This is a genomic window from Caulobacter sp., from assembly GCF_017744445.1.
Lineage (GTDB): Bacteria > Pseudomonadota > Alphaproteobacteria > Caulobacterales > Caulobacteraceae > Caulobacter.
Genome location: NZ_JAGIBH010000004.1, coordinates 187,806 through 212,248, shown reverse-complemented (window position 1 = coordinate 212,248; position 24,443 = coordinate 187,806). Strand labels below are relative to the sequence as shown.

The following is a 24,443-nucleotide window of genomic DNA, read 5'->3' as shown; positions in this document are numbered from 1 at the left end:
AGATCCCCATGGCAGTCGCCCAGGGCATCAACAAGAAGACCGTCTACAAGAAGCAGGCCGGCCTCGGCGCCGCCGCGACCGGTACGGGCGGTCAGATCGTCCGCCGCACCAGCTCGGTGTTCCAGGCCCCGCCGGACACCTTCGAAAGCAACGAGATCGTCAGCCACCAGCAGTCGACGGGCGTTGGCCTGGGCGTGGTCAAGCCGGCCGGCAAGATCGACGGCCTGCTGTCGCCGGGCTCGTACGCGGCCCTGCTGGCCTCGCTGTTGCGCAAGGACATGACCACGGGCGTCTCGGCCACCGGCGCCACGATCAGCGTCGCCGCCTCGGGCCAGAACTGGACCCTGACCCGCGCCGCCGGCTCGTATCTGACCGACGGCTTCAAGATCGGTGACGTCGTCCGCCTGACCGCCGGCGCCTTCAACGCCCTGAACACCCAGAAGAACCTGCTGGTCATCGCCCTGACCGCCACGGTCGCCACGGTGCGCGTGATCAATGGCTCGGCCATGTTCGCCGAGACCAGTATCGCCAGCGCCACGGTCGCCGTCTCGGGCAAGAAGTCGCTGGTCCCGCTGACCGCCCACACCAACGACTACTACACCTTCGAGGAGTGGTATCCGGACCTGGGCCGCTCGGAAACCTATGCTGACCAGCAGGTGGGCCAGGCCGCGCTGAACCTTCCGGCCACCGGCAACGCCACCATCAGCCTCGACACCGTCGGCCGCACCCGCACCCTAGGCGCCGCCCAGGTGCTGACCTCGCCGGCCGCCGAGACGGGCACCGACATCCTGACGGCCGTCAACGGCGTGATCCTGGTCAACGGCGCGCCCGTGGCCAATGTCACCGGCGCCCAGGTGACCATCAACGGCAACGCCGCCCACAGCGACGCCGTGGTGGGCTCGAACGTCGTGGACGACATTCAGCGCGGCCGCCTCGCCGTATCGGGCTCGTTCACGGCCAAGTTCGACAGCGTTTCGCTGCAGTCGATCTTCGACGGCCGCTCGACCACCTCGCTGGTGCTGGCCATCACCGAGGACGCCACGGCCAACGCCGACTTCGTGGTCATCAACCTGCCGATGATCAAGCTGACCGGCGACACCCCCGACGACGGCGAGAAGGCGGTGATCCGGACCTATCCGTTCACGGCCCAGATCAACAGCGCCGGCGGCGCGACCCTGGCCACCGACCAGACCATCGTCGCCATCCAGGACAGCGCCGCCTAACCGGCCCGGCCCTTCTCCCTCCCTCTAAAGTCCCCTCAACTCAACGGCCGGGTCGCGCCCGGCCGTCCTTTTCCCAAGGACAAAGCGACATGACCAAGTTCTCGACCGAAACCCTGTTCGACCTGAACGACCTCGACGCCGTCGCCGCCGGCGATACGCCCTTCGAAGTCGAGTACATCCGCGCCGATGGCAGCGGCTCCGGCGTCTTCCTGCTGGTGCTGGGCGGCCAGTCCGAGAAGGTGCAAGGCGAGGTGAACCGCCTCGTCAACGATCGCCGCAAGAAGCAGGCCGTGGCCGCCGCCATGACCGGCCGCTCGAACCCCGAAAAGGCCGACTTCACGCCGATCGAGGACGACATCGCCTTCGGCCACCGCCTGACCGCCATCCGCCTGGTCGGCTGGCGCGGCATCAAGCAGGAGTGGTCGGCCGAGAACGCCTTCCGCCTGGTCAGCCGCAATTCCGAGATCGCCGAGCAGGTCACCACGGCCTCGAACACCCTCGGAAATTTTATGCCGGGCAAGTCCGCGGCCTGACAGCCTATGCCCGCGAGCAGTTCGAGCTCGCCGGCCGGCAGGATGACGGCGAGCCGCTGCGGACGCACTTGGAGAGCCTGGCCCGCCAGGGCGATCCGGAAGCGACCTGGCGGCTCGCCAACCCGCCGCCGCTGTCGTCGTACGTCGCCCACCTCTGGGGCTGGTACGCCGACCTGTGCCAGACCCGCCAGTCGGGCGGCTTTGGCCCCTCGCGCCTCTCGCGCCTGGAGATCCAGGCCTGGGAACGCGACGAGGGCGTGCGGCTGGAGCCGTGGGAACGCCGGGCCCTGATCGCCCTGGACGCCGAACACCTTCTGACGATGACGGCCCCCGCCAAGGGCGGCTGACCACCAACCGGGCTGCGCCTCTTCACCGAGGCGCGGCCCGAACTTTTTGGGAGAGCCGTTGTGGCTGACAAGGATCTGGATGAGCTGATCTCGCAGTTGGGCAAATCTGCTCGCGCAACGGACTCGTTGGCTTCGGCGCAGCGCACCGCGACGCAGGCTGCCGACCGCTTGGCTGCGGCGATCGCCGACTTGAACAAGCAAGCATCGCGGGGGGCGACGGATCTCAGCGCCATCACCAAGAGTCTGAACGATCACGCGGCGGCTACCCGGGCGGCTGCGCTGGCTCAAGCAGAGATCGCCAAGGTCCAGGCGCCAGCCAGCAGCGCATTGAAGACGACGGAAGCCGCCGCAAAAGCGAGCGCCGATCAGCTGAAAGCCTCGCGCGACGCTGCCAAGGAGCTGAGCGGTGTCCTGATCGATACGTTCGCCAAGATCGCATCAGGCGAAGATCCCTTGAAGACGTTGGCCGCCAAGACCGCTGACGTTTCCAAGGTTCTTGTGAAGGCAAAAATCGACGGCGCGGATCTGGGTGGCGTCCTTGGCCAGCTTGGCGGTTCAGCCGGAAGTCTGGCGGCGAGCCTCCTCACGATCGCAGGCGCGCAGGCTGCGCAGACCCTTGTTTCCAAGATCGCTGCGGCCTCGGCTGGAGAGGCGGCGTCGGCCAATGTGTCGCTCGCGGCCGCTTCAGGAGGCGCCGCCGGCGCGTTGCATCTGCAGGCCGCTGCCGCGACCGAGGCTGCGGCCAAGAATGTCATAGCCGCGGAAACCGCTGTGGTCGCGACGGCGGCGACGACCGAGGCGGCCGTCGCGTCTCGAGGGCTGGGCGCCGCGCTCCTGGGGGCGGTCGGTGGTCCGATTGGCTTGGTCGTCGGTGCGTTGATCGCCGGCGTGGCGGCGCTCGCGTTCGCTCAGCGTGATGCGGCCCAGTCGTCCACCGCTGCAGCTGGTGCGAGCGATATCTCGGCCAAAGCCATATCTGACCTCAACAACATCTTGAGTCAGGACCCGACGCCTGGGGTCACGGTGAACGTCAAGGAGTACACCAAGGCTCAGCTGGATCGAGCGAAGGCGACCTATGAGGTCGCCCGTGCGGACTTAATGGCCAAGAAAGCGGGCGCCGAAGCGCGTTTGGCGGACCTGCAAGATGGGGTCGTCACGGAGAAGACCGGGCCACGCGGAACCTATCGGGATCGCCGCCTTTCGACTGCGGGGGGGCGCGCAGGCTCGGAACTCAATCGGGAGAAGGGTGCTGCTCAGGCTGCCATTGATGCCGCCAACGGCGGAATTGCAAATCTCGACGTTGGATACGAGCGCGCCAGCAAAGCGATTGTGGCGCACGGCAAGGAGCTGCAGAAGGCGCAAGCCGCCACCATCGTTCATACACAGGCCGTCAAAGGCCATACTGCCGCGCTGTCGGCTGAGGACGAGGCCTGGTCGCGAGGCGCGCAGTCTTCCAAGGACTTCGCCGATGCCTTGTCCGAGGAAATCGCGACAATGGGTCTCTCGAATGAGGAGATCCGTCGGCGTCAAATCAACCTGGAAATCCTGAAGGCGCCGACCTCTCAGCTTCATGATCGTCTCGTGGAATTGCGAGATCAATGGGAGCAGCAGACCGCCGTCACTAGAGGCGCCGAGGAAGCGCAGAGGGCCGTCGCGGCGCAGCAGCGCGAAACGCTACACACGATGCGCGAGATCATTGGGGATGGCCCTCATTTCTCGACCATTTTCGAGGATGTCGCCGAAGCCCTGGCTAAGAACGTCGCTCAGGCGGACGCCACGCGGATCAGCATCGAAGGCATCGCAACGGCGCTGAACAAGAACGATTGGACCGGCGCCCTCGGCTCTATGGTCGGTCTTCTTGGTCAATTGGAGAAGGCGTTCGGGAAGACCGGTACGGCCGCGGATAAGTTCACGGCGCTGGCTGGCGTTGCTCAAGGCGTTGGCGGGATTGTCGGCGGCAGGACAGGATCCGCCATCAGCGGCGCCGCGTCGGGCGCGCTGGGAGGCATGAGCCTCGTCGCATCCCTGGCCGCCGCCGGCACGATCATTCCCGGTATCGGCAACGTCGCCGGCGCCGCCATCGGCGCCGTACTGGGCGGCATCGGCAGCCTTTTCGGCTCCTCGAAGGCCAAGAAACAGGCCAAGGCCCAGGCCGCCGCCGAGGAGGCGCAACGGCAGGCGCAGATCGCGGCCCAGGGCTACGATCTGGACATCCAGATCGCCGAGGCAAGCGGCGATACCGCGACGGCGAAACGACTGCGGCGGCAGCAGACCCTCAACGGGATCGCGCCGGCGAATCAGGCGAGGCAGCAACAGCTCTTCGATATCGAGGACGCCAAGCAGCGCGAGGCCGACATCAAGAGCGTCAACGAGGCCTTGGCCTCGCTCGGCATGGTGTTCAGTACGGTCGGCGACGCGACCGACGCCGCGCGCGAACGCCTGGTCAAGCTTTCGGGCGGCCTGGAAGAACTCACCGCGCAGACCGCCTTCTTCGCCGAGCACTTCCTGAGCGAGGACGAGCGGCTGAAGCCAGTGAAGGAGTCCGTGACGGGCGAGCTGGCCCGTCTGAAGCTGCCGACCGACCTGACGCGCGACGGCTTCGCGAAGACGGTCCTGGGTCTGGACGTCTCGACTGAGGCGGGCGCCGAACTCTACGCGGCGATGATGAAGCTGGCCCCGGCCTTCGACAAGGTCGCCACGGCGGCTGAGACGACCAAGGCGGCGGTCGATGACAAGGCCAAGTCGATCCAGGACCGGATCGACGATCTGGTCATGAAGCCGGCTGACAAGCTGGCCAAGTCCCGGGCGGCCGAGGAGGAGGCCGTCAAGGCGCTCGACGCCTCGCTGCTGCCGCTGCTCAAGACCCTGTGGGCCGTGGAGGACGCGGCCACGGTGGCCGCCGAAGCCGCCGAGAAGGAAGCCAAGGACAAAGCCTTGGCGAGGGATCGTTCGAACGCCCTGGCCGATCTTTGGGACGCCCAAGGTTACACCGACCTGGCCAAGAACATGCGGCGGGACCTGGCCCTGGCCGAGGTCGAGGACGACGTCCAGAAGGACTACATGCGGCGCACCTGGGCCGCGCAGGACGCCGCCGAGAAGGTGTCGGCCGCGCGCGACGTGCTGACCCAGGCCTATGAGCGCGAACAGGAAGCCATCCAGGCGACCAAGGACAAGTTCAAGGAGCTGTCCGCGTCGCTGCGGACGTTCAGCGGCAGCCTGACGGACACGATCGCCGGAACCGATCCGGGCGCGCGCTATCGCCGGACGCGGGAGACGTTCCTGTCGACCGCGGCCATGGCCCGCCTGGGCGATCCCGACGCCATGGGGCGGCTGCAGAGCGAGGGCGAGGCGTTCACGGCGGCCTCGCGCGACTACGTGTCGACCAGCCTGGACTATCTGCGTGACGTCGGCCTGGTGCGAAACGCGGTGGACGAGGCGGCGGATACGGCCGATCGCCAGGTCTCGATCGCTCAGCGCCAGCTCGATGCGCTGGACGCTTCGGTGCAGGGGCTAATCCAGATCAACGCCAGCGTCGTCTCGGTCGAGCAGGCGATCTTCAGCCTGCGCGGCGCACTGGCAGCGGCCCGGTCGGCGGGCGTCGTCTCGGTGGACGGCTCCAACCTGGGCCTGGGCAATCCGGCGCCGCCGACGACGGGCTCCGGCGCGGGCGGCAGCGCTGTCGACCTCACCAAGACCCTGGATGGCAAGTACAACTACGACGCCATGCTGGGGCAGATGGCCTACACCGAATCCCTGCGGGATCCGGCCTTCTACGCCGAGCACAATATCCCGTTCGAGGTCATGATTCCCGGCACGCAGGCCTACTCCCTGCTGCAGACCTTCAAGGTTCGGAACAAGGACCAGTACGACTACCTGGAATACCAGCGGCTCATCCAGGGCTACGCCACCGGCGGCAGCTTCGAGGTTGGTGGCTCGGGTCCTCCGGACTCCAAGTTCTTCGGCCTGGCCCTGAGCCCTGGCGAAGCTGTCAACGTCCAGCGCGCCGACCAAAAGGGCGACCGGGCCCTGATCCAGGAACTGCAGCGCCTGCGCGCGGAGCTCGCCGAGCTTCGCGCCACCAGCGCTCGCATCGCCACCAGCAATGACAAGATGGAGCGCACCTTGACCAACGTCACCGAGGGCGGCCGCGCCATGCAGACACAGGCGGCTGCCTGATGCGCGCGCTTCCTCCCATCACGATCACGCCCGCCATCCTGACCAGCACCACCTGCGCCGAACCCTCGGCAGGGGAGGCGGCCTGGAGCGCGACCACGGCCTACAAGAACGGCGACAAGGTCTTCAGCCCGACCACTCACCGCCTTTACGAGGCGGTCGCCCGCAAGATCGCCAACGTGACGATCGCTTCGAACGGCGTTGTGACCTGGGCTGGCCACGGTCTCGTCGCGGACACGCCGGTGGTGTTCTCGACGACGGGCGCGCTGCCTTCGGCCATCGCCGCCGGGACGACCTACTACGTGCTGGCCGATACGGCGAACACCTTCAAGGTCGCCGCCAGCGCCGGTGGTTCCCCGCTTTCGGGTAGCGGGACGCAGAGCGGTTCGCACACCGTGGCGACGACCGCGAACCTGGGTCAGAACCCGGCCACGACCGGCGACAGCTGGTGGACCGACATCGGCCCGACCAGCCGCTGGGCGATGTTCGACCTGCTGCGCAACACCGGCACCACCACGGCCTCGCCGCTGACGGTGTCGCTGACGCCGGGCCAGCGCGTGGACTCGATCGGCGTCGTCGGCATCGTCGCCGACACGGTTTCCGTCACGGTCACGGTGGCCGGCGCGACGGTCTACACCGCCTCGGCCAACCTGCTGAACCGGCCGACCAGCGGCTGGTACGACTACTTCTTCGGCGCGTTCCGCTACCGGCAGGAGTTCGCGCGCTTCGACCTGCCGCCGTACACCAACGCCGTCATCACCATCACCCTGACCAGGGCCAACGGTCCCGTGACCTGCGGCGGCGTGGTGCTGGGCACGTCGGTCTATCTGGGCGCCACCCAGCACCAGGCCGAAAGCGACGCCCTGAACTTCTCGAAGATCGATCGCGACGACTTCGGGACCGCCGCCCTGGTGCCCCGCCGCTCGGTGCCGCGCACCGTCCAGACCCTGCGCTGCCGCAAGACCGACGTCGATCGGGTCCTGCAGCTGCGCGACGACCTCAACGCCGTGCCGGCGCTGTGGTCGGGCCTGGACGACCAGGAGAGCGGCTACTTCGCGGCCCTGCTCATCGTCGGTGTCTACAAGCGGTTCACGATCAACATGGACCAGCCCGATGACGCCCTGATTTCCCTCGAACTCGAAGAGGTCTGACCCCGTGCCCGCACAGATCACGGCGTTCCCGACGCCGCCATCCACCAACGATCCCGCCAACTTCAACACCAGGGCCGACGCCTTCCTGGGACAGATGCCGACCTTCGTGACCGAGACAAATGCGCTCTCGACCGAGGTCTACGGCCTAGCCGTCCAGGTCACGGCGGACAAGGCCGCCGCCGCGGCTTCGGCGGCGACGGCGACAGCCAAGGCCACCCAGGCGGCCGATCAGGTCGGGCTCGCGGCGGCCCAGGTCACGTTGGCGGCGGGGCAGGTGACCCTGGCCGCCGGGCAAGTGACCCTGGCCACCACCCAAGCCGGCATCGCGACCACCAAGGCCAGCGAGGCCGTCGCGACCCTGACCCAGATCCAGAACGTCGCCTCGGGCGTCTCGTTCTCGACCAAGTCTCTGACCGCCAACACGCTGGGCACGGGGACCAAGACCTGGACCGTCGACGCCAACGAAAGCTTCGTCGAGGGCATGCCGATCTATGCCGTCGCGCAAGGCGATCCGACCAAGTTCATGGTCGGCGTCTGCACGTCTTACGCCGGCGCGACCCTGACGGTGGCCGTCACCCAGGCCGGCGGCAGCGGCTCGGTCAGCAACTGGAACATCAGCATCGGCGGGGTGCCCGGCGTGCAGGGCGTGCAGGGCATTCCCGGCATCGGCACCCCCACGGGTGGCGCGAAGGGCTACCTGCTGAAGAAAAAATCCACGTCAGACTTCGACTTCGAATGGGCTCCCGAACCCGTCGAAGTCCCGGTCGCCTACCTGATGAAACACGGAGTTTTCTAGACCATGGTCGATACCACCGAAGTCATCTGCGACGTCACCTGCGACTATAACCAGCTCGCCGCGGGCCAGACGCTTTTCGATCTGGCGGCCAACGAAAGTCTGGTCATCCGCGATTTCACCTGGAGCAACCCGGGTCGGAAGGTCCTGAACCTTCGGCTAAACGGCTCCTCGTGGAGGCCGTACATGCCCTGCGACTATAGCTGGCGGCTGTCTGGGTCCGATATCATCCAGGCCGACGCCGTCGCCACGCTGTCCACCGCCGCGTTGCCGATCTTCGGCAACCTCATGCGCTTCACGGGCAACCAGAATAGCTACACGTTGCTGGGCCAGCCCACGGTTTTCACGGAGCAGCAGACCGGTTCGCCCCAGAGTCTTGCGACGCTCGGCGCGGCCGCAACCAGTCCGACGATCTCACCGCAACTGGCATGCGCATCTCCCCGCTGCGCTTTCTTTGACGCCAGTGGCAACTTTTACTACACGCACGGCGGTAACAGCACCAAGACCGCCGCCTATCGCCGCGCTGGCGGCCTAGCGGGTGCGGAGACGTCGCTCTTCGGTGGGGCGATCGTCTGGTTCATGGCCTATGACGTCGAGACCGGGATCATCTATGCGGCCACGTCTGCGTCGACCCTGAAGCGCTACAACACCGCGACGTCAACGCAATTGGCGGATGTGACGCTGGGGACGGTGCAGCTGACAAATCAGTACTCGTCGTTCGCCATTCGCGGCGGCTTAATGATGTCGCATATCTATTCCGAATTGAATGTCTACTTTAGCAACGCGACGACGGGCGCCTACCTGGGCGCTGTCCGATACGACACCGATGGCTCGGGATCGACCATACTTGGAGTCATCGGTCAGCCGTTCATCACGAAGACCTCGACGGGCGTCTACAAAGCCTATTTTGGGTACTACAACAATGGTGGGAATGCGGATCAAGGACTCGCGTGCATCAGCTGCGGGACTGCGCCGCTAACGACTTTCTCGCCAGTCCGGGTAAACAGGATGGGTGAGGCGCTATACACGCACAGCTATAATACTTCTTCGTCCCAGATTTGGTCAGAGCTACCCTACAGCAACAGTTACAATCAGGATCTTGTACTCGCACTGGATCCCGATACGGGCTCCAGCAAGACTGTCTGGCTTTTCAACAAGCTGACTGACGCCGTCGTCTACAAGTTCACGATTCCAAGCATCCCGAATGCCGGGGGAGCCCTGATCGCCCTTGGTTCAGCAACGCAGCTCGCGGCGGACTACGGAACCGTCCGCTGCAAGATCACCGGCATCAAAACCAAATAAAGGAGCGCCACAATGGCTATGCAGGATCCGGCCGGCGGCGGCCGGCTCATCGTCGTCGAAACTTCGGCCCTGGCCTCGAGCGCCGTGGTCTATACCGTTGCCGATGGCAAGACGTTCGTCGGGTTTCTTCAGTCGGGCTCCCCTACGGGCAACCCGGGCTACAAGGTCAACGGGATCGCTCAGGTTCTGCCTTACGCTTATTCAACGGGCGTTGCTTTCACCCCACTGCCCGTGATCTGGCCGGCTGGAACCGTGATCGCCAAGAGCGGCTCGAGCGACTTCTACCTCCAGGGCAACGAGCTCTGATCGTAGAGCCCTAGGACGACGCAGCGATGCGGGTCACCGATCCGCATCGCTGGTCTCATTGCCATCAATCGCCAAACGAACTGAAAGGTCAGGAGCGTACAGTGGACCTTGCCTCACAGGTCGTCGCGGGGCTGGGGCTCGTCATGGGCAGCGGCGGGCTCTGGGCCTTTCTCGCCGCGCGGGCCAAGGCGCCGGCGGATCTCACGACCGCCCAGGCGGCCTTCCAGACAGCGCTCAGTCACCAGGCCGAGGGCTTCATCGCGGCCCTTCAAGCCGATCGAAACGCCCTGACCGTAGAGGTCGCCCAGCTGCGGCATCGCGTCGAGGAACTCGAGAACGAGAACCTGCAATGCCGTGGCGAGACCGCCCAGATGCGCCAGCATATCGAGAGCCTGCAGGAGCACCTCCGCCGCCACGGCATCGACATCCCCAAGGGCGCGCGCCCGCGCGGCCTGACCGTGCTGGAGGAGGGGAGGGCCACCGTCATCACCCTCGACGCGCCCGCCAAGTCGCCGCGCCGAAGGAAACAGAAGGTCGTCACATGACCGTCCTGCGCGACTTCCATCCGTCAGCCGACACGGTGCTGGTCGCCGCCGCGCTGCTGGGCCTGATCCTGCTGGCGGTGCTGCTGGTCTTCTTCGAGCCCAGGGCGACGGCCAAGGACATCATGCTGGTGATCATCGGCGCCCTGGCGACCTTCCTGACGCGGACTGGTCCGCGTGCCGCTTCGCCGGAAACGACCGTCACGACCGAGAAGGCCTGACGGCGGGCGGGAGCATCCCGCCGCAACATCAAAGGACATCACCATGACCACGCGAGCCGTGCCCGCGTGCGCGCTGGCGCTTATCCAGCGCTTCGAGGGCCTGCACGACGGCGATCGCAAGACCGCCATCCTGGAGCCTCAGCCAGACCCGGTCGGGATCTATACCGTCGGCTGGGGTCACGCCCTGTTCGTCGGTGGTCGTCCGGTGAAGGACCGCGAGACCGCTTACCGCCTGTGGCGCACGCGGTGGCCGGCGGGGATGATCCGGGCGGACGCCGATACGCTGCTGAAGGCTGATGCGCAGCGCGTCTGCGACAAGGTCGCGGCGCTGTTTCCGAAAACGCCGCTGAGCGACGCCCAACTGGGGGCGCTGACCAGCCTGGCCTACAACATCGGCCTGACCGCCTTCGAGAGCAGCAGCGTGCGCCGGCGGCTGATCGCTGGCGACGTCGTCGGTGCGGCCGACGCCTTCCGGATGTGGCGCTATGCCGGCGGTCGCGAGCTGCCGGGCCTCGTGAACCGGCGCGAGGCCGAGCGCGCGGTCTTCCTGGGCCGCGCGGCCTGATCCTTCAACAATCCAAGGAGCTAGAGATGAAACACGTCATCGGCCCGATGGCGGGCCTTGTGCTGTCCATGGCCCTGTCGGGCTGCGCCGGCATGGCCGTCGACCCCGTGACCCTGGCCCAGGCGGTCAAGGTGCTGAACGAGGGTTGCGAGCGCACGGTCGACCTGCACGTCGACAAGGGCCAGCCGGGCGGCGGGTCGCTGAAGGTGACCCGGGTCTGCGCGCCGGCCGAAGCGCCGGAGGCGAAACCCTAGAAGCGGCTGGGATAGGCCTTGGCCGTCTTGGCGTCGTTGTAGCGCGCGCCGGGACAGTCGACGGCATAGGCGTTGGCGGTCTCGGCCAGGTAGGGGCCGCGGCCGGCGTCGCCGTTCAGGGCCCGGCACGAGACGGCGGTCTTGTAGACCACCGAGCCGTCGCGGCTGAGATCGTTCATGAACATGTCGAACGCCAGGGCCATCAGGCCGCGCGTGGCGGCGGCGCGGCGTAGCGTGCCGTTGAAGCCGGAGGTGATCTCGCCGTTCGCGGCGACCTGCCGCTGAACAGGCACGGGACCCGCCGCGGCGCCAGCCGCGCCGATCGCGCCGCCCGCCAGCATGGCCTCCAGGTCCTGGAAACGGCCGGCGGCCGTGCCGGTGGCGACGGCGGCGGTGAAGGCGCTGGCGAAGCCTGGCCCCCACTGGCGCGGACCGCCGATGCTGGCGGCTTCCAGTCCGCCGATGGCGCCGGCGATTGGGGCGTCATAGATGTCGACGATGTGGTTCTGGTTGACGTAGTAGCCCAGGCCGATGCCGACCAGGGCCCCGCCGATGGCCGCTCGCGCGATCTCGGGCGTCGCGCCGGTCCAGTGGACGTTATAGCCGGCCTCGACGGTCTTTTCGCGCACCAGCTCGCCCGTGCGCCAGCGCACCAGGCGGAAGGTCACGCGGGCCGTGGCCAGCTTGTCGGTTCCCCACCAGACGTTGGGGCCGCGCAGGTCTTCGAACGTCGTGTACAGCATGTACTCGGCGTCGAGGCGCGACGGCGCCAGCATCTCGGCGCCCAGCAGGTGCTTGTTCAGGCCGGCGGTGACCTCAGCGCGGGTCGGGCGGGTGGTGATGACGCCGCCGCCATCGAACCAGCGGAACTCGGGCGCGCCCTCGACGGCCTGGACGGCGACATTGCGATAGTAGGGGCGGGCGGGAGCGGCCTTGGCCACGGCCAGCGGCGGCAGGGCCGGCTGGCGCAGGGCGGCGACCTCGTCATGGCTGGCGCAGGCGGTCAGCACGCTGGCGCTCGCCAGCAGCACGGTCATGCGGACGGTCTTGAACGGCATTCTGCGCTCCCCCAACAATTGGCGGGCACTATCCGGCTCAATTCTAAAGAGAGCTTTTAAACTCTAGCTCGAACCCAAAAAGAAGCCCCTGTCGGGCAGGACCGACAGGGGCGCCAAAGGCTTTGGGGAAGGTGTTACGCGCTTAGAACTTGTAGTTCAGGCCCACCAGGAAGGTGCGGCCGTAGTTCTGATAGTCGATGACCTGGCGCGGATCGTTGTTCTGATAGGTGACGAAGGGCTCGTTGGTCAGGTTGTTGACCTGGGCGAGCAGCGACAGGCCGTCCATCGGGCCGTCGCTGAAGGTGTAGCCGATCTGGCTGTCGACCACGGACTCGCCCTTGACCATCCGGTAGTTGCGGCCGTTGCCGAAGCCCGAGACCTCGCCCAGGAACTTGGAGCGATAGCGGTCGCTGACCCGGAACGAGAAGCCGTTCTTCTCGTAGTAGACGGTCAGGTTGGCCACGGTCTTGGACAGGCCCGGGATCGGGGTGCTGAGGTCGGCCGGGTTCGGGTGGATCGAGCTGTCGGTGTACGAGGCGCTGAAGGTGGCGCCGAAGCCGTCCAGCCAGTCCGTGAACAGGGAGCCGGGGATCGAGGCGGCGAATTCGACGCCCTTCAGCTTACCGCCCTTGCCGTTCTGCGGGGTGGTCACCAGGCCCAGGCGCGTGGCGGGATTGCCGCCGCCGGTCGGGAAGCCGGTGAAGTCGAAGATCACGCTCTGGTCGTAAACGTAGGTCTTCAGATCCTTGTAGAAGGCGGCGAGCGAGATGTAGGCCTGACGGCCGAAGTACTTCTCGTACGACACGTCATAGGCGTCGGCGCGCCAGGGCTCGAGTTCCGGGTTGCCGCCCGTGCCGCTCCACGGCGAGAAGTTGATGTTGGTGTTGGCGGCCTTCGACGGATCGTAGCTGAACGTCTTGCTGGCGCGCATCTGGTCCATCCGCGGACGGGCCAGGGTGCGGGCGACGGCGAAGCGCAGGCTCTGCTCGCCCGGCAGGGCGAACTGCAGGTTCATGCTGGGCAGGAAGTCGACATACTTCTTGCCGCCCGACAGGTTGGCGCGGGTAACGCCCGTGCCGGTGCCCGAAGCGCCCAGGGCGGTCGAGCTCTGGTCGGTGCTGACGATCTGGAAGCCGAAGTTGCCGGTGACCGGCACGCTGCCGACGGCGGCGTCGATATTGGCCTTCACATAGCCGATCGCGACCTTCTCCTCGACGTCCCAGCTCTTGACCAGCACGTCGGCGTTCGGGTTGCGGACCAGGTCGTACGTGCCGTTCTTGATCAGGGCGAACGGGTCGTAGCTGACCATGCCCTGGATGCCGATGAAGGCCAGCGAGGTGGTGCCGACCAGGGCCGACTGCGGGATCGAGACGCTGGCGGGCGAGCCCTTCACGCGCAGGAACCACTCGTCGTTCACCAGCGCCTTGGAGCGTTCGCTGTAGTTGAAGCCGACCTTGAACGACGACAGGCCGTCGTCCAGGGCCTTGGTCGCCGAGAAGCGCGCGGCTTTCAGCTCGTCCTCGATGGTCGGCTGGTTCAGATAGCCGTCCTGGCCGCCCGTGATGATGTCGCTGCCCCAGCCCTGCGAGCTGGTCAGCTTGATCAGGTTGGGATCGGCGTAGTTCAGGGTCGACTTGAAGATCGCGACGCCGTCGTCGTTCATCGTGAACGTCATGTTGTCGGTCGCGCCGGTCCCTGAGCGGCCGGTGCCGGCATAGCTCTCGACGATCTGGTCGGTGCGCTCGACCTTCGAGTAGGAGAGGTCGCTGACCAGGGTCCAGTCGTCGCCGACGTTCAGCTTGTTGTTCCAGCCGACCGACTTGATCGTGGCGTCACGATCGTTGCCGTCGTTACGGACCACGCCCTTCACGCCGTTGAAGGCGCCGCTGGTGACGAAGCTGCCCGAGGCCTGCGAACCGGTGAGCGGCACGCCGCCCCAGACCAGCGGCAGTTCGATGCCGCGCTGGATCTGGTGGTTCTTGAACTCCGAATAGAAGACGTCCAGCGACGAGCTGAAATTGTCGGTCGGCTTGAATTCCAGGACGCCGATGACGCCGTCGCGCTTGAGTATGCTGGACTGCACGTACGGCTTGGCGCCGCCGATCACCAGGTTGCCGGCCGCGTCGGTGGGATAGCCCCACGAGTTCCAGCGCTCGGCCTGATAGGGCGACTCCATGTGGGCGTAGCCCAGGGCGATCCCCAGCTTACCGTCCATGAACTGGTCGATGTACGAGATCGACAGGCGGTTGCCATGGGCCTTGGTGCCGGCGTTCAGGGCGCCGATGTCGTTCCATTCGTAGCGGGCGCCGATCGCCAGGGCGCGCTTTCCGAAGGCCAGCGGGCGGACGGTGCGCATGTCGGCGGTGCCGGCCAGGCCCTGGCCGATCAGGCCGGCGTCCGGGGTCTTGTAGACCACGACCGCGCTCAGCAGTTCCGACGGATACTGGTCAAACTCGACGCCGCGGTTGTCGCCGGTCGAGACCTGCTCGCGGCCGTTCAGCAGGGCGGTGGTGAAGTCCGGAGCTAGGCCCCGGATCGAGATGACCTGCCCGCGGCCGTCCAGGCGCTGGGCGGTCAGGCCGGGCAGGCGGGCGATCGACTCGGCGATCGACACGTCCGGCAGCTTGCCGATGTCTTCGGCCGAGACGGCTTCGACGATCGAGGTCGAGCTCTTCTTCAGCGAGATGGCGCCTTCGATGCCGCGGCGGATGCCGGTGACGACGATCTCTTCGACTTTGCTGTCGTCCTGGGCGGCGGGGGCGGTGGTCTGCGCTTGAGCGGCGCCGGCCATGGCGAACGCCAACGCCAGGCTCGTGGCGCTGCCGGCCATCAGCCACGCACGGCGGCGCGAGAATTGGGTGTTCATCGAGTCTCCCTCCCTGACCGGCTCTGCGCGTTTGACGTCGTGCGGCGGGCCGTTGGTGCAAACTACTGCAAATTAACGACCTGTAATCAACCCAAAAAATTGCAAACCAAGGTGCGTTGGATCGATGCTCTCAGAGGAATTGCACTGTGTGTGGCTTCTTTGCGCCACTGAATGCGCGCTTTCCGTAGCGAGAGCGCCGCAAATCCCTTCAATGAGATGGATTGACAGTTCGCGCTTGGCTCTGCAAATTCTTGCAAAGAATTGCAAATGGCGATCCCGAGATCGCCGCCAACGGGAGGGGAGCGATGTCGGCCTTAGCGCCCTGGCGCAGAACGCTGCTGGCTGTGATAGCCTTAAGCGCGTTGGCGACGTCCGTGTCGGCGGCTCCCCAGTCCTTTCGGCTGCGCAAGCCGCAGGACGAGGTGATCTATTTCGTCCTGCCCGATCGCTTCGAGAATGGCGACGTGACCAATGACCACGGCGGCCCCGCTTTAGGTCCGCTGGCGGATGGCTTCGACCCGACGCGGGCGGGCTTCTATCACGGTGGCGACCTGAAGGGCGTGACCCGGCGGCTGGACTATATCCAGGGCCTGGGTGCGACGGCGGTGTGGCTGGCGCCGATCTTCAAGAACCGCGCGGTGCAGGGCCCGCCGGGCCACGAGTCGGCCGCGCATCACGGCTATTGGATCACCGACTTCACCGACGTCGATCCGCACCTGGGGACCAAGGCCGACTTCAAGGCCCTGGTCGACGCGGCCCATGCCCGGGGCATGAAGGTCTACATGGACATCGTCGTGAACCACACGGCCGACGTCATCCAGTACCGCGAGTGCCCGGACAGCCGCTGCGCCTATCGCGGCGTCGCCGACTATCCGTATGTCCGGCAGGGCGGCGTGGCGGGCGCGCCGATCAATGACGGCTTCGACGGCAAGGACTTCTCTAAGCTCAAGCGCACGGACTGGGCCTATACGCCTTACGTCCCGGCGGGGCAGGAGCATGCCAAGAAGCCGGAGTGGCTGAACGACCCGATCTTCTACCACAATCGGGGTGACAGCACCTTCGCGGGCGAGAGCTCGCTGCTGGGCGATTTCGCGACCCTGGACGACGTCTTCACCGAGAACCCGCGCGTGGTGCAGGGCTTCATCGAGGTCTATGGCCGGTGGACCGACGAGTTCAGCGTCGACGGCTTCCGCATCGACACCGCCCGCCACGTGAACCCGGAGTTCTGGCAGGCTTTCGTTCCCGCCATGCTGGCCCGCGCCAAGGCTAGGGGCATCCCGAATTTCCACATCTTCGGCGAGGTGTTCGATCCCGACGGCGCCGCCCTGGCGCGCCACGTGAAGGTCGACAAGCTGCCGGCGGTGCTGGACTTCGCGTTCCAGTCTGCCGCCACCGATGTCGCCATCGGCCGCACCGGCACGGACCGCCTGGCCACGGTGTTCGCCGCCGACTCCGTCTACGAGGGCGGCGAGGCGACCGCGCGGCAGCTGCCGACATTCCTGGGCAATCACGACATGGGCCGCATCGGCTGGTTCATGCTGAAGGCCAAGCCGACGATCGGCGACGACGAGCTGCTAGCCCGCGTCACCCTGGCCAGCGCACTGATGCTGACCGCACGCGGTGTGCCGACCGTCTATTACGGCGACGAGCAAGGTTTCACCGGCGACGGCGACTATGCCGATAGCCGCGAGGACATGTTCCCCAGCCAGGTCGCCAGCTACAACGACAACCGGCTGGTAGGCTCGAGCGCCAAGGGGCCGATGTCGGCGTTCAAGACCGACGCCGTGCTCTACCAGCGCATCGCCGAGCTCTCGAAACTGCGGATCACCACGCCAGCCTTGCGCGAAGGTCGTCAGGTGACCCGCGCCGCCGGCGACAAGCCTGGCCTGCTGGCGTTCTCACGCATTCTGGACAAGACCGAAGTGGTGGCTGTGTTCAACACCAGCGACCAGCCGCTGAAGGTCAATATCTCGGTCGAGTACGGTTCCGTCGCCTGGAAGGCGCTGCACGGCGCATGCGCCGCGACGGCTGTCGCACCGGGCAGCTATGCGATCGAGCTTGCGCCGTTCGACTACAAGATTTGCGTTTCCGAGGGACGATAGTGACAGTGCAGGTTCTGGTTCGCCCCGGTGCGGAGACGTCGATGAACGCCGAATGGTGGCGCGGCGCGGTCATTTATCAGGTCTATCCGCGCAGCTATGCCGACTCGAACGGCGACGGCGTCGGCGACCTGCCGGGGATCACGGCCCGCCTTGAGCACATCGCCTCGCTGGGCGTGGACGGAGTGTGGCTGTCGCCGTTCTTCACCTCGCCGATGAAGGACTTCGGCTACGACGTCTCGGACTACCGCGACGTGGACCCGATCTTCGGCACGCTGGCCGACTTCGACGCCCTGATCGCCAAGGCCCACGACCTGGACCTGAAGATCATCATCGACCTGGTGTTCTCGCACACCTCGGACGAACATCCCTGGTTCGTCGAAAGCCGCCAGAGCCGCGACAACGCCAAGGCCGACTGGTTCGTCTGGGCCGACGCCAAGCCCGACGGCAGCCCGCCCAGCAACTGGCAGTCGGTGTTCGGCGGCCCGGCCTGGACCTGGGATGCTCGCCGCGGCCAGTACTACATGCACAACTTCCTGGCCTCGCAGCCGCAGCTGAACCTGCACAATCCGGCTGTGCAGGAGGCCCTGCTGGCCGTCACCCGGTTCTGGATCGACAAGGGCGTGGACGGCTTCCGCTTCGACGCCATCAACTTCTCGATGCACGACCCGGCCTTCACCGACAACCCGCCGCTGCCGCCGGGCGGCAAGCGTACGCGGCCATTCGACTTCCAGGACAAGATTCACAACCAGAGCCACGCCGACATCCCGAAGTTCCTCAGCCGCCTGCGGGCGCTGACGGATGCGGCGGGCGGCCGGTTCTCGGTGGCGGAAGTCGGCGGCGATCACGCCGATCGCGAGATGAAGCTGTTCACGGCCGGTGAGGATCGCCTGAACAGCGCCTACGGCTTCCTCTATCTCTATGCCGACAAGCTGACGGGCGACATGATCCCGCACGGCGCGGCCATGTGGCCGGGCGCTGACGGGGAGGGCTGGCCGTCCTGGACTTTTTCGAACCACGACGCCCCGCGCGCGGTGTCGCGCTGGGCCGAGGGCCGCGACCGCAAGGCCTTCGCCGAGATGTGCCTGCTGCTGCTGATGGGGCTGCGCGGCAATGTCTTCGTCTATCAGGGCGAGGAGCTAGGCCTGCCCCAGGCCAATGTGCCGTTCGAGCGCCTGCAGGACCCCGAAGCTATCGCCAACTGGCCCCAGACCCTGGGCCGTGACGGCGCTCGCACGCCGATGCCGTGGGTGTCGAGCGCGGTCAATGCCGGCTTCTCGGGCGTCGAGCCGTGGCTGCCGGTGGATCCCGAGCACCTGCTGCTGGCCGTCGACGCCCAGGAGGCCGACCCGACCTCGACCCTACATGTCGCCCGCCGCCTGATCGCCCTGCGCCGCGCCTATCCGGCCCTGCGCACCGGCGCGATCAGCTTCGTCGAGACCAACAGCCCGCTGCTGATCTTCCAGCGCGGGGAAGGCGAGGGTGCGCTGCTGCTGGCCTTCAACCTAGGGCACGAGGCCGCGACGTGGTCGCTGCCGGAGGGCTGGGCGCTGGTCGACGGGGTGAACCTGGGCGCCGAAGGCGAGATGCCAGCGTGCGCGGGGCTGATCGCGAGAAGGGCTTAGTCCGTCAACATCCGACTTCCCCGGCGAAAGCCGGGGCCCAGATCGAACCCCGAGCGCTCGATAAGCTGATGTCGCGCATCTCGGATCATCCCAAACCGCTCAGGCTGAATCTGGGTCCCGGCTTTCGCCGGGAAGGTCGGGTTTTTGTATAGGTGATCAGAGAGGGCTACCCCCCGCAGCTCTCGCGAATGATCAGGTCCGTCGGCACCCGTTCCGACCGGCTGGCGCGCTCACCGCTGTCCAGCAGCTTGGACACCATCAGCCGCCCCGCCTTGGTCGTGTCCTGGGCGATGGTGCTGAGCGCCGGGCTGGCGTAGCGGCTGAAGGGGACGTTGTCGAAACCCATGACCGAGACGTCGCCGGGAACCGACAGGCCGGCGTGCTTCAGGGCGCGCATGGCGCCCAGGGCGATCAGGTCGGACGCGGCGACGACGCCGTCGAACGTCACGCCATGGTGGATCAGGCTGTCGAGAGCGGCTTCTGCCGACTCGACCTCGAAGTGGGCCGGAACGATCAGCTCCGGATCGACGCCCAGCTTGGCGTGCTCAAGAGCGTCCAGATAGCCGCGGTGGCGCTGCATGGCCTCGGGCGCCTCGGTGTCGCCTAAGAAGACGATGCGCTTGCGGCCCAGGCGCTGCAGGTGGAGCGTGGCGCGGCGGCCGCCCATGACGTTGTCCGAGCCGACCGAGCAGTAGTTCTGGTCCGGGAACTGCGCGCCCCAGACCACGAAGCGGTTCTCGGTCTCGGCCAGGCGGTTGAAGGCCGCGTGCAGCGAGCTCTGGCCCAGGAAGATCACGCCCTCGGCTCGGCTGGTGGTCATGGCCGCCGACAGGTCCTCGAAATTGGCCGGGGCGATGTGGCTGAGGATGACGTCGCAGCCCCGCTCGCGGGCCGCCTCGCCGACGCCGGCCAGCAGTTCCTGGAAGAAGGGATCGGACATGCCGCTGTCGCGGCTCTGCACGCGCGGCGTGACGATGGCGATGGTCGCCTCGGCTCCGATCGGGCCGGCGGGCATGTAGCGGCGGAAGGGGTAGTCCATCTCGCGCGCCAGCTTCCAGATCAGCTGCTTGGTGCGCTTGTTGACGGCGGGGCTGTCGTTGAGGGCTCGCGAGGCGGTCGAGATCGAGACCCCCGCCAGCTTGGCCAGGTCCTCCAGTCGCGTCGCCCCCTTGCTCACTCGAAACGCCCCTAATGCAAAGATTTCTGCAAATTTTTTCAGGGGCCCATAAGGCGCCGTTCGAGCGGGTTGGCAAGCCGGGTAGGGTGAAAATCGCTCTGAAAACTCCTGCAAATCATTCCGCAAGCTTTGCTAACTCGAAGCGCGAGCGGCGGCTGCGGGTTTGCCGATAACCTCAATCAGTCCTGGATTTCTCGTTGCGCCACGCGGCGGCGCATGCGCAAATGCGCGCCACGAAGTTTTATGAAAAAACTTGCGAACCAGCCGGGGCAACCGGCGGTCGGAGCGGGGCGGAGGATCCATGGCCAGGCAAAGGCTGAGCTTCCTGCAGATCTGGAACATGTGCTTTGGCTTCTTCGGAATCCAGATTGGTTTCGGCCTGCAGAACGCCAACACCAGCCGTATCTTCCAGACCCTGGGCGTGGATGTGAACCACCTGGCGATCCTGTGGATCGCCGCGCCGGCCACGGGCCTGCTGGTCCAGCCGATCATCGGTCATCTCTCGGACAAGACCTGGGGCCGCCTGGGCCGTCGTCGGCCGTACTTCTTCTGGGGCGCGATCCTCACGACGCTGGCGCTGTTCGTCATGCCCAATTCGCCGAGCCTGTGGGTGGCGGCGGGGGCGCTGTGGCTGATGGACGCCTCGATCAACATCACCATGGAGCCGTTTCGGGCCTTCGTCGGCGATAACCTGCCCGACGAGCAGCGCGCCACCGGCTACGCCATGCAGAGCTTCTTCATCGGCCTGGGCGCGGTGCTGGCCTCGGCCCTGCCGTGGATGCTGACCAACTGGTTCCATGTCGCCAACACCGCCCCGGCCGGCCAGGTCCCGGACGCGGTGCGGATCGCCTTCTACGCCGGCGGGGCGGGGCTGCTGCTGGCGGTGATGTGGACCGTCTTCACCACCAAGGAATACAGCCCCGATCAGCTGGACGCTTTCGAGATCGCCGAGCGCGCCGAGGCCAGCTGGAACCCGCACGAAGAGCCCGAGCCCTCGGTCAACGCCTATATCGGCCTGGCCGCCCTGGGCATCCTGGGCGGCGCGGCCCTGGCCGTGACCGTCTGGGGCGCGCGGCTGGAGAAGGAGCTCTACGTCCTGGCGGCCCTGCTGGCCGCGTTCGGCGTCATGGGTGTGGTCGGCGTGCGCCTCAAGCGCATGGGCAAGACCCGCAATGGTTTCTCCGAGGTGCTGGAGGACTTCTTCCGCATGCCCCGCACCATGCGCCAACTGGCGGTGGTGCAGTTCTTCTCGTGGTTCGGCCTGTTCGCCATGTGGATCTACACCACCCCGGCGGTGGCGGCGGTCCACTTCCACGCGGCCGACGCGACGTCCAAGGCGTATAACGACGGCGCCGACTGGGTGGGCGTGCTGTTCGCCATCTACAACGGCGTGGCGGCCCTGGCGGCGCTGGTCATTCCGCTGATGGTCCAGGCGACCAGCCGGCGCGTGAGTCACGCGGCGTGCCTCGTGCTGGGCGCCCTGGGCCTGCTGTCGTTCCTGCTGATCCGCGAGCCGGGAATGCTGTGGATCGGCATGGTCGGCGTCGGCTTCGCCTGGAGCTCGATCCTGTCGGCCCCGTACTCGATCCTGGCCGGAGCCCTGCCGGCCCGGAAGATGGGGGTCTACATGGGCATCTTCAATTTCTTCATCGTCATCCCTCAACTGCTGGCGGCGACGGTGCTGGGCCTGCTGCTGAAGACCTTCTTCAGCGGCGAGGCGATCTGGGCCCTCGTCCTGGGCGCGGTCGCTTTCGCGATCTCGGCGGCGGCGACCTTCGTGGTCGAGGACCGCACCCCTTCTTCCCTTCAAGCCTGACGAGGTCCTCGCCATGCGCACTCTGAAATCTATCGCCCTGGCCTCGGCCGCCGTCTTGATCGCTGGCGCCGCGCAGGCCGCGCCCAGCACCTGGGCCTATTCCGCCAAGACCGGCGTCGGGGCGTCCTACGAGGCCTATGTCGACGGCGCCTACAAGGCTGGCGGCAAGACCGGGGCGGTGTCCAAGGTCTGGTTCTCGATCGCTGACGGCGTGCTGACCGAGACCATGTACGGCCTGATCCACGAGGCGCAGATCAAGCAGATGCGCATCGCGGTGCAGACCGCGACGGGCTTGGCGATCGAGGGCGCGGATACGACCTCGAAGACCGAATATCTGCACGTCGACGCCGCCGGCCGACCGCTGGCGCCGGCCTACAAGATCACCACCACCGACAAGCAAGGCCGCTTCGTCATCGAGAAGCGGATCTTCACCGATCCCGACCGCAACAGTCTGTTCGTGCGCGTGACGATCAAGGCGCTGAAGGGCCCGGTGACCCCGACCTTGGTGCTGGAGCCGCACATGGCCAACACCGGCGGCGGCGACGCCGGCTCTGCTTCGACCACAGCGCTGACCGCCTACGAGGGCAAAGCGTTTCTCAGCCTCAAGGGGACCAAGCCCTTCGCCAAGGCCTCGGCCAGCGTGCTGAAGGACAACGACGCGCTCGCCGGCCTGAAGGACACGACGACCTCGGCCAAGGGCGCGATCGTCCTGACCGGCCAGCTGCCGGTCGTGGCCAAGGAAGCGACCTTCGACTTCGCCATCGGCTTTGGCCCCGACGCCAAGGCCGCCGACGCGACCGCTGCCGCCACGCTGAAGACCGGCTACACGGAAGTGCTGGCCCGCTTCAACGGCGAGGGCGCGCGGGTGGGCTGGGAGGACTATCTCGCATCCCTGACGGAGCTGCCGCGCCTGCGCGAGGCGTCGGAGGATGGTGGCAAGCTGCTACAGGCCAGCGCCCTGATGCTGAAGGTCCAGGAGGACCGCACCCACGCCGGCGCCCTGATCGCCTCGCTGTCGAACCCGTGGGGCGACACGGTCGACGCGACCCAGTCCTCGACTGGCTATAAGGCCGTCTGGCCGCGCGACTTCTATCAGTGCGCCATGGCCCTGGCGGCCCTGGGCGACAAAGACACGCCGTTGGCCGCCTTCCATTACCTGCCGACGGTGCAGGTCGGCGCGAAGACCTCCGGCAACAAGGGCGACGGCGGCTGGTTCCTGCAGAAGTCCCATGTGGACGGCACGCCCGAATGGGTTGGCGTTCAGCTCGATCAGACCGCCATGCCGATCATGCTGGGCTGGAAACTGTGGAAACTGGGCTGGCTGTCCGACGCCGACCTCAAGACCTTCTACGGTCGCATGTTGAAGCCGGCCGCCGACTTCCTGGTCAAGGGCGGCAAGGTCGACCTGGGCTGGAACCACAGCACGATCACCCCGCCGTTCACCCAGCAGGAGCGCTGGGAGGAGCAGGGCGGCTACTCGCCCTCGACGACCGCCGCCGTGATTGCGGGCCTGGTCGTGGCCGGCGACATCGCCGAGGCCGCCGGCGACAAGGCTTCGGCCGAGACCTACCGCAAGACCGCCGACGACTACTCCGGCAAGGTCGAGGCCCGCATGGTCACGACCAAGGGCTCCTTCGGCGACGGCCACTACTACCTGCGCCTCAACAGCGACCAGGACGCCGACAACAAGAGCCCGGTCGAGGAGCGCAACGGCCAGGCGGCGGTCCCCGAGGACAAGATGCTGGACGCCGGCTTCCTGGAACTGGTCCGCTACGGCGTGCGTCGCGCCGACGACCCGGCCATCGTCGCCAGCCTGCCCAAGATCGACGACCAGGCGCTCGAGGACCTGTACCGCGTCCGCTACGACTTCAAGTTCCCGGGCGTGGAGGGCAGCTTCCCCGGCTGGCGGCGCTATGGCGTCGACGGCTATGGCGAGGATACCAAGACCGGCGCCAACTACGGGGCCGACGACCAGATGCGTCCGGGCCAGCGCGGCCGGGTGTGGCCGATCTTCACCGGCGAGCGCGGCCACTACGAGCTGGCTCTGGCGGGCCTCTCGGGCAAGCCCGACGCGGCGGCGGTGAAGAAGATCCGCGACACCTACGTCAAGGCCATGGAGCTGTTCGCCAACGACGGCCTGCTGATCCCTGAACAGGTCTGGGACGGCGTCGGCGCCGATAGCCAGCACGCCTATGTGCGCGGCGAGGGCACCGACAGCGCGACGCCGCTGGCCTGGAGCCATGCTGAGTACGTCAAGCTGCTGCGCTCGGTCAGTGATGGCCAGGTGTGGGACACCTATGCGCCAGTTAAGGCCCGGTTCTCGCGCTAGGGTAAGCCGTTGAAGCGCGCGGATTGTCGCAGTTCAGCGCCCTTACGGCGTAGTTAACGCGGG

General features: G+C 66.8%; 18 protein-coding genes and 1 pseudogene. 16 read left to right on the top strand and 3 right to left on the bottom strand.

Annotation, left to right across the window (positions count from 1 at the left end; all coding sequences use genetic code 11):
* Window positions 1-8 precede the first annotated feature (8 nt).
* From J7528_RS07820 to J7528_RS07765, 12 genes are all read left to right on the top strand, one after another.
* Window positions 9-1,223, top strand: a complete 1,215-nt coding sequence (locus J7528_RS07820) for a phage tail tube protein (protein WP_291872497.1) — start codon at window positions 9-11, stop codon at window positions 1,221-1,223.
* An 89-nt stretch (window positions 1,224-1,312) separates the two neighbouring features.
* On the top strand, window positions 1,313-1,756 hold the full coding sequence (locus tag J7528_RS07815; RefSeq protein ID WP_291872495.1) for a hypothetical protein: 444 nt from the start codon (window positions 1,313-1,315) through the stop codon (window positions 1,754-1,756).
* Between the two features lie 68 nt (window positions 1,757-1,824).
* Window positions 1,825-2,103, top strand: coding sequence for a hypothetical protein (locus J7528_RS07810; protein ID WP_291872493.1), 279 nt, complete (start codon window positions 1,825-1,827; stop codon window positions 2,101-2,103).
* A gap of 60 nt (window positions 2,104-2,163) precedes the next feature.
* Entirely contained in the window at window positions 2,164-6,279 is a 4,116-nt protein-coding gene (locus J7528_RS07805; protein WP_291872491.1) for a hypothetical protein, read from the top strand.
* On the top strand, window positions 6,279-7,427 hold the full coding sequence (locus tag J7528_RS07800) for a hypothetical protein (RefSeq protein WP_291872489.1): 1,149 nt from the start codon (window positions 6,279-6,281) through the stop codon (window positions 7,425-7,427). Before J7528_RS07805 ends, J7528_RS07800 begins: the two co-directional genes overlap by 1 nt.
* A gap of 4 nt (window positions 7,428-7,431) precedes the next feature.
* Entirely contained in the window at window positions 7,432-8,223 is a 792-nt protein-coding gene (locus J7528_RS07795; RefSeq protein ID WP_291872487.1) for a hypothetical protein, read from the top strand.
* Window positions 8,224-8,226: 3 nt separating this feature from the next.
* Window positions 8,227-9,522: a hypothetical protein gene (locus J7528_RS07790; RefSeq protein ID WP_291872486.1), complete on the top strand. Its 1,296-nt coding sequence runs from the start codon at window positions 8,227-8,229 to the stop codon at window positions 9,520-9,522.
* A 12-nt stretch (window positions 9,523-9,534) separates the two neighbouring features.
* A complete protein-coding gene (locus J7528_RS07785; RefSeq protein ID WP_291872484.1) occupies window positions 9,535-9,828 on the top strand; it encodes a hypothetical protein in 294 nt (97 codons plus the stop codon).
* A 26-nt stretch (window positions 9,829-9,854) separates the two neighbouring features.
* Window positions 9,855-10,373 carry a hypothetical protein gene (locus J7528_RS07780; RefSeq protein ID WP_291872482.1) on the top strand — a complete coding sequence of 173 codons (519 nt, stop codon included), beginning with the start codon at window positions 9,855-9,857 and terminating at the stop codon, window positions 10,371-10,373.
* On the top strand, window positions 10,370-10,591 hold the full coding sequence (locus J7528_RS07775) for a hypothetical protein (RefSeq protein ID WP_291872480.1): 222 nt from the start codon (window positions 10,370-10,372) through the stop codon (window positions 10,589-10,591). Before J7528_RS07780 ends, J7528_RS07775 begins: the two co-directional genes overlap by 4 nt.
* A gap of 43 nt (window positions 10,592-10,634) precedes the next feature.
* Window positions 10,635-11,156, top strand: coding sequence for a lysozyme (locus J7528_RS07770; RefSeq protein WP_291872478.1), 522 nt, complete (start codon window positions 10,635-10,637; stop codon window positions 11,154-11,156).
* 26 nt (window positions 11,157-11,182) lie between these two features.
* Complete coding sequence (locus J7528_RS07765; protein ID WP_291872477.1) at window positions 11,183-11,410, top strand: hypothetical protein; 228 nt, start codon at window positions 11,183-11,185, stop codon at window positions 11,408-11,410.
* On the opposite strand, the gene J7528_RS07760 is transcribed toward J7528_RS07765, so the two are convergent.
* Both J7528_RS07760 and J7528_RS07755 read right to left on the bottom strand, forming a co-directional pair.
* Window positions 11,407-12,468, bottom strand: a complete 1,062-nt coding sequence (locus J7528_RS07760) for a hypothetical protein (RefSeq protein WP_291872475.1) — start codon at window positions 12,466-12,468, stop codon at window positions 11,407-11,409. The genes J7528_RS07765 and J7528_RS07760 overlap by 4 nt on opposite strands.
* A gap of 142 nt (window positions 12,469-12,610) precedes the next feature.
* The gene (locus J7528_RS07755; RefSeq protein ID WP_291872473.1) at window positions 12,611-15,334 is read right to left on the bottom strand and encodes a TonB-dependent receptor; all 2,724 of its coding nucleotides are present in this window, start codon (window positions 15,332-15,334) and stop codon (window positions 12,611-12,613) included.
* A 305-nt stretch (window positions 15,335-15,639) separates the two neighbouring features.
* Here J7528_RS07755 and J7528_RS07750 point away from each other — a divergent pair, with 305 nt between their 5' ends.
* The gene (locus J7528_RS07750; protein ID WP_291872471.1) at window positions 15,640-17,436 is read left to right on the top strand and encodes an alpha-amylase family glycosyl hydrolase; all 1,797 of its coding nucleotides are present in this window, start codon (window positions 15,640-15,642) and stop codon (window positions 17,434-17,436) included.
* Entirely contained in the window at window positions 17,415-19,058 is a 1,644-nt protein-coding gene (locus tag J7528_RS07745; RefSeq protein ID WP_291872469.1) for an alpha-amylase family glycosyl hydrolase, read from the top strand. Before J7528_RS07750 ends, J7528_RS07745 begins: the two co-directional genes overlap by 22 nt.
* 166 nt (window positions 19,059-19,224) lie before the next feature.
* Here J7528_RS07745 and J7528_RS07740 read toward each other — a convergent pair.
* Window positions 19,225-20,311 (bottom strand): annotated as a pseudogene (locus tag J7528_RS07740) (LacI family DNA-binding transcriptional regulator).
* Between the two features lie 225 nt (window positions 20,312-20,536).
* Here J7528_RS07740 and J7528_RS07735 point away from each other — a divergent pair.
* Window positions 20,537-22,051: an MFS transporter gene (locus J7528_RS07735; protein WP_291872467.1), complete on the top strand. Its 1,515-nt coding sequence runs from the start codon at window positions 20,537-20,539 to the stop codon at window positions 22,049-22,051.
* Window positions 22,052-22,064: 13 nt separating this feature from the next.
* A complete protein-coding gene (locus tag J7528_RS07730) occupies window positions 22,065-24,380 on the top strand; it encodes a glucan 1,4-alpha-glucosidase (RefSeq protein WP_291872465.1) in 2,316 nt (771 codons plus the stop codon).
* Window positions 24,381-24,443 lie beyond the last annotated feature (63 nt).

Bases quoted from the DNA above. Each gene is read 5' to 3' on its own strand.
- J7528_RS07760 (WP_291872475.1), bottom strand. From the start codon at position 12,468: ATGCCGTTCAAGACCGTCCGCATGACCGTGCTGCTGGCGAGCGCCAGC.
- J7528_RS07780 (WP_291872482.1), top strand. From the start codon at position 9,855: ATGCGGGTCACCGATCCGCATCGCTGGTCTCATTGCCATCAATCGCCA.
- J7528_RS07730 (WP_291872465.1), top strand. From the start codon at position 22,065: ATGCGCACTCTGAAATCTATCGCCCTGGCCTCGGCCGCCGTCTTGATC.
- J7528_RS07790 (WP_291872486.1), top strand. From the start codon at position 8,227: ATGGTCGATACCACCGAAGTCATCTGCGACGTCACCTGCGACTATAAC.
- J7528_RS07775 (WP_291872480.1), top strand. From the start codon at position 10,370: ATGACCGTCCTGCGCGACTTCCATCCGTCAGCCGACACGGTGCTGGTC.
- J7528_RS07815 (WP_291872495.1), top strand. From the start codon at position 1,313: ATGACCAAGTTCTCGACCGAAACCCTGTTCGACCTGAACGACCTCGAC.
- J7528_RS07785 (WP_291872484.1), top strand. From the start codon at position 9,535: ATGGCTATGCAGGATCCGGCCGGCGGCGGCCGGCTCATCGTCGTCGAA.
- J7528_RS07765 (WP_291872477.1), top strand. From the start codon at position 11,183: ATGAAACACGTCATCGGCCCGATGGCGGGCCTTGTGCTGTCCATGGCC.
- J7528_RS07750 (WP_291872471.1), top strand. From the start codon at position 15,640: ATGTCGGCCTTAGCGCCCTGGCGCAGAACGCTGCTGGCTGTGATAGCC.
- J7528_RS07755 (WP_291872473.1), bottom strand. From the start codon at position 15,334: ATGAACACCCAATTCTCGCGCCGCCGTGCGTGGCTGATGGCCGGCAGC.
- J7528_RS07820 (WP_291872497.1), top strand. From the start codon at position 9: ATGGCAGTCGCCCAGGGCATCAACAAGAAGACCGTCTACAAGAAGCAG.
- J7528_RS07770 (WP_291872478.1), top strand. From the start codon at position 10,635: ATGACCACGCGAGCCGTGCCCGCGTGCGCGCTGGCGCTTATCCAGCGC.
- J7528_RS07800 (WP_291872489.1), top strand. From the start codon at position 6,279: ATGCGCGCGCTTCCTCCCATCACGATCACGCCCGCCATCCTGACCAGC.
- J7528_RS07735 (WP_291872467.1), top strand. From the start codon at position 20,537: ATGGCCAGGCAAAGGCTGAGCTTCCTGCAGATCTGGAACATGTGCTTT.